The organism is Kitasatospora sp. NPDC059722 (assembly GCF_042733235.1).
GTDB lineage: Bacteria > Actinomycetota > Actinomycetes > Streptomycetales > Streptomycetaceae > Kitasatospora.
Genome location: NZ_JBHWGD010000201.1, coordinates 1 through 5,311, shown reverse-complemented (window position 1 = coordinate 5,311; position 5,311 = coordinate 1). Strand labels below are relative to the sequence as shown.

3 protein-coding genes and 2 pseudogenes are annotated in these 5,311 nt (G+C 71.2%); all 5 read left to right on the top strand.

All coding sequences use genetic code 11. The annotated features are described in order from the left end of the window. A pseudogene (locus tag ACFV4F_RS42140) lies at nucleotides 1-94 on the top strand (roadblock/LC7 domain-containing protein); the annotation flags it as partial. A 162-nt stretch (nucleotides 95-256) separates the two neighbouring features. After that, the gene (locus tag ACFV4F_RS42135; RefSeq protein ID WP_380448991.1) at nucleotides 257-937 is read left to right on the top strand and encodes a DUF742 domain-containing protein; all 681 of its coding nucleotides are present in this window, start codon (nucleotides 257-259) and stop codon (nucleotides 935-937) included. Further along, nucleotides 918-1,502 carry an ATP/GTP-binding protein gene (locus ACFV4F_RS42130; RefSeq protein WP_350526745.1) on the top strand — a complete coding sequence of 195 codons (585 nt, stop codon included), beginning with the start codon at nucleotides 918-920 and terminating at the stop codon, nucleotides 1,500-1,502. The genes ACFV4F_RS42135 and ACFV4F_RS42130 overlap by 20 nt, the downstream gene beginning before the upstream one ends. A gap of 350 nt (nucleotides 1,503-1,852) precedes the next feature. After that, on the top strand, nucleotides 1,853-5,209 hold the full coding sequence (locus tag ACFV4F_RS42125; protein ID WP_380448993.1) for a nitrate- and nitrite sensing domain-containing protein: 3,357 nt from the start codon (nucleotides 1,853-1,855) through the stop codon (nucleotides 5,207-5,209). 10 nt (nucleotides 5,210-5,219) lie between these two features. Further along, a pseudogene (locus ACFV4F_RS42120) lies at nucleotides 5,220-5,311 on the top strand (roadblock/LC7 domain-containing protein); the annotation flags it as partial.

Genomic DNA, 5,311 nt, shown 5'->3' with positions numbered 1-5,311 from the left:
CGTCGGCTACGAGATGGCCCTGCTCGTCGACCGCGCAGGCGCCGTCCTCACCCCCGCACTCCGCGCAGAACTCCAGGGCAGTCTCCTGCACTGACGGTTCGTCGGATACCGTCCAGGTATTCGAAGCACCTCCGCGTCCCTCCCGGGCCCGCTTCGGCGGGCTCGGGTTCGGACGTTGTACGGCCTTCGCACCACAGGCTCCGGACTCGTTCCGGGGCTCGCACCGCAACCGCCGCACCTTGTGAGGAGAGGAACCGTGACACCGCCCGACGACCGCAGCGGCCAGTACGGTGGCGTTCCGTACCCTGGCACGGGCCATGACGCCTTCGGAGCACCCGGCGTCGGCCACGGTCAGCCGTACGGCCGGCCGCAGTTCGGCCAGGAGTACGGCCAGCCGCCGTACGGTCAGCAGCAGGAGCAGTACGGCCGGCCCGGCCAGTACGCCCAGCCCGGCCAGTACGCCCCGCAGCCGCAGCCCTCCTTCGACATGCCGCCGCCCGGCTACCCGGTCCCGCCGGCCGGACCCGGCCACGCGCCCGGCCACCACCCGGCCCAGGACCCCGGGCACGTCGAGGAGTTCGAGGACGAACCCGACTCCGGCCCGCTGATCCGGCCGTTCGCGATGACCGGCGGCCGCACCCGGCCCCGCTACGAACTCGCGCTGGAGGCCCTCGTCTCCGCCGACGTGGACCCGCAGCGCCTGGCCACCCTGCTCCCCGAGCACCAGCGGATCTGCACCCTGTGCACGGAGGTCAAGTCCGTCGCCGAGGTGTCGGCGCTGCTCTCCCTCCCGCTGGGAGTCGCGCGCATCCTCGTGGCCGACCTGGCCGAGGCCGGCCTCGTCGCCATCCACCAGCCCGCTTCCGGAGGCGAATCCGGAAACCAGCCCGACGTCACGCTGCTCGAAAGGGTCCTCAGTGGACTTCGCAAGCTCTAACGCGGCCGCCCCCACCCGCGCCACCACCTCCGCGAAGATCGTCGTCGCGGGCGGCTTCGGTGTCGGCAAGACCACGCTCGTCGGCGCCGTCTCCGAGATCAACCCCCTGCGCACCGAAGCCGTCATGACCTCGGCCTCCGCCGGCATCGACGACATCAGCCACGTCTCCGGCAAGACGACCACCACCGTCGCCATGGACTTCGGCCGCATCACCCTCGACGAAGACCTCATCCTCTACCTGTTCGGCACCCCCGGACAGGACCGCTTCTGGTTCATGTGGGACGACCTCGTCCGCGGCGCCATCGGCGCCGTCGTCCTCGTCGACACCCGCCGCCTCGCCGACTGCTTCCCCGCCCTCGACTACTTCGAGAACAGCGGACTGCCCTTCGTCGTCGCCCTCAACGGCTTCGACGGACACCAGCCCCACACCCCCGACGAAGTCCGCGAAGCACTCCAACTCGGCGCCGACACCCCCGTCATCACCCTCGACGCCCGCCGCCGCGACAGCGCCAAGAGCGCCCTCATCACCCTCGTCGAACACGCCCTCCTCGCCCGACTCCGCTAGCCGACGCGGGGCTGCTTACCGGCAGGTGTCCGGCGGGGGCACCGCGCAAGACCCGCTCATAAGCGGTGGATAACGGTTCGGTAGGCATTTTGTGATCAACAGTGACGCTACGTGGCCGAATCACGTCACTCAGCGCCAGAAGACCACGGTTTTGCGCCGTCATGTCGGCGAATGTCCAGATTGTGCCGACGCGGGCGGCATGCGGGGTCTGTTTGTCCCCCATCCCTGCACGTGCTGAAATTCCAGCTACCCCTGTCGCTTTTCCCGCCCGGCCCACCGGCGGCGGAGCGTGGCCCGGGGCAGCGCTGGATTGATCCATGGCCGGCTGTCGGCCGAGAGGTAGTTGTCGAGTGAGGCGTAAGCAGCAACCCGCCCCGCAGCGGCGCTCCGAGCCCCGCCAGAGCGAGCCGAACGGTACCGCGACGGAATCGGCCGGATTCTCCGCGTTCACCCCGACCGAGGAGCGTTCACAGGCACCACAGCCCGTGAAGCCCGCGGTCGGCCCGAAGGAGCCCCGCAGCGGCGGCTCCACGGGTTCGACGGGCTCCGAGAGCTCCAGCCGCTACGACTTCCTCAGGCCGCGCAACTGGCGCGTGCCGACGCGTCTGATCGCGATCCTCCTGATCCCGGTCATCATCAGCCTCGTGTTCGGCGGCCTCCGCGTGAACACCTCGGTCGACGGCTACATCAAGGCGTCCCGCGCCGAGAAGACCGCCGAGCTCGCCAAGGCGGCCACCGAACTCGCCGAGGCGCTCGAGAACGAGCGCGACAAGACGCTGATACCCCTCCTCACCAAGCAGGACCCGGACGGCACGGTCGCCAAGACCCGCGCCACCACGGACGCCGCGCTGAAGGCCTACAACGCCGCCTACGACGCGTCCGACAAGTCCGGCGAGCTCCCGCGCCGCCACCAGGCCTTCCAGGACCTCGTGGTCAACCTGCCGCACCTGCGCGCCAGCGCGTACGGCCAGGAGCTGTTCGCCAGCGCCACCGCGAACGCGTACTCGACGCTGTTCGCCCCGCTGCTCGCGTACGACAACTCGGTCGGCCTCGGCTCCACGAACGCGGCCAGCAAGGGCCGCGCGATCTACGCCATGTCGCTGGCCAAGGCCGCGTCCTCGTCCCAGCGCGCGCTCATGCTGCACCTGCTCGTGGGCATCGGGTCGAACTCGGTGACCCGCTACGAGAACCAGGACCTCACCCTGCAGGTCGTGGTCTCGGAGAAGCTCGAACAGACCGCGATCACCGAGTTCACCACCGGTAGCGACCCGGTCGACGCCAAGAAGTACGCCGACGCACAGGTCGCCCTGGCCACCGCGCAGGACCGCTCGGCGTACAAGATGCCCGACGGCCGCGCGCCGACCATGCAGTCGCTGCTGAACCTCGCCTCCGCCTACAGCCAGGCCGCCGCCGACGGCCAGACGAAGGGCAAGGCCGCCGCCGACGCCGCCTTCAAGGAGGCCAAGGACGCCGGTCTGACCCCGGAGAACTGGAACCAGGCTGCCGCCACGCACATCCAGGCGCTGCGCAACACCGAAGTCGCGCTCCTCGACGACGTGCTCACGGACTCCCGGAACCTCAAGGACAACGCGCTCTACGACGCCATCCTCAACACGGTCATCGTCGTCGCCGCGCTCATCCTGGCCGGGCTGCTCACCGGTTACGTCGCCCGCTCGATGATCCTCGGCATGCGCACCCTGCGCAGCGCCGCCCTGGAGATCGCCGACAACCGCCTGCCGGACCTCGTCGAGAAGCTCTCCAAGACCGACCCCGAGCGGGTCGACACCTCCGTCGCCCCGATCCCGCTGCACGGCAAGGACGAGATCGGCGAGGTCGCCCGGGCGTTCGACCAGGTCCACCGCCAGGCCGTCGAGCTCGCCGCCGAGCAGGCGCTGCTGCGAGGCAACGTCAACGCGATCTTCACCAACCTGTCGCGCCGCAGCCAGGGCCTCATCCAGCGCCAGCTGGCGCTGATCACGGACCTGGAGAACAACGAGGCCGACCCGGACCAGCTGGAGAACCTCTTCAAGCTGGACCACCTCGCGACCCGCATGCGCCGCAACGGCGAGAACCTCCTCGTCCTCGCGGGCGAGGAGGCCGGCCGCCGCTGGAACACCCCGGTCCCGCTGGTCGACGTGCTCCGCGCCGCCGCGTCCGAGGTGGAGCAGTACGAGCGCGTCGAGCTGTCCGGCATCCCGGAGGTCGAGATCGTCGGCGCCGCCGTGACCGACCTCGTCCACCTGCTCGCCGAGCTGCTGGAGAACGCCACCTCGTTCTCCAGCCCGCAGACCCGGGTGCTGGTCAACGCGACCCGCCTGCCGGACGGCCGCGTGCTGGTCGAGATCCACGACAAGGGCATCGGCCTCACCGCCGACGACTTCGCCGAGATCAACGAGAAGCTGGCCGAGCCGCCCACGGTCGACGCCACCATCTCCCGCCGCATGGGCCTGTTCGTGGTCGGCCGGCTCTCCCAGCGGCACGACATCCGCGTCCAGCTCCGCCCGTCCGGCGAGTCGGCCGGCACCACCTCGCTCGTCATGCTCCCGCCGTTCGTCACCAAGGGCGGCCCGGCGCCGGAGCCCGAGGAGCAGTTCACCGTCTCGCGGATCTTCGCCGAGCAGGAGCCGGCCTCCGAGTGGGCCCCCGACGGCCGCGCCCGCAGCGCCGCCGAGCTGGGCTTCGACGACCACCTGACCGGCATCGGCAACGCCGGCTCCTCCGGCTTCAGCCCGGCCCTGGAGTCCGTCCAGCGCTCCCAGCGCCTCGACCAGGTGCGCCGCGCCGCGCTGGAGGCCTCCCCGTACGGGGACGCCGAGCAGCCGGTCCTGGACGCCGAGGTCGAGGAGGAGTACCCGCAGCAGGGCTACGACCAGTACGCCCCGCAGCAGGGCTACCAGCAGCCCTACGCCGACGACCAGTACGGCTACGGGCAGCAGGACGGCTACGGCCAGGACGCGTACGGCCAGTACCCGCAGCAGGGCTACGACCAGTCGGGCTACGCGGACGACCAGTACGCGCAGCAGGACTACCAGGGCCAGGGCTACCAGGGCTACGACGACGGCTACGCCGGCGACCAGTACGCCCACCAGGCCCAGGACGCCCCGGCCGGCCACCCGTACGCCCCGGAGCCGCCCGCGCTGCCCGCCGCCGAGGCCCCCGCCACCCTGCCGTCCGGGCTGCCGCAGCGCCGCCCCGGCCAGCAGCTGGCCACCGGCGGCCCGGTCGGGACGCCCGCGCCCGCCGGGGCCAACGGCGAGACCCCGAACTGGTTCGCCGGCGCCAAGGACACCTCGTCGCCCGCCGAGTCGCGCGGACACGACGTGTCGGCGCTCGGCGGCTACGGCCCGACCGGCCCGACCGCCAACTCCGCCTGGCAGTCGCCGAACGACAACGCCTGGCAGCGGGCCGAGCAGCTGCGCGAGCCCTCGTCCGCCGGCACCACCCAGTCCGGCCTGCCGCGCCGCGTGCCCAAGCAGAACCTGGTGGCCGGCAACGCCAAGCCCACCCCGCAGGACGGGCCGCAGGTCTCCCGCAGCCCCGAGGAGGTCCGTGGCCGTCTCACGAACCTGCGCCGCGGCGTGGAGCAGGGCCGCACCGCCGGCAACACCGGAAGCTTCCGGATCGACCCCGATCAGGTAGACCAGTCCGGCAACGGACAGAACCGGAGCACCGATCTCTTCGGCGGCTCGAACCACCAGGAGCGTTGAGTTGACTCAGATGAGCCAGGCCGCACAGAACCTGAACTGGCTGATCACCAATTTCGTGGACAACACCCCCGGGGTGTCCCACACCGTGGTGGTCTCCGCGGA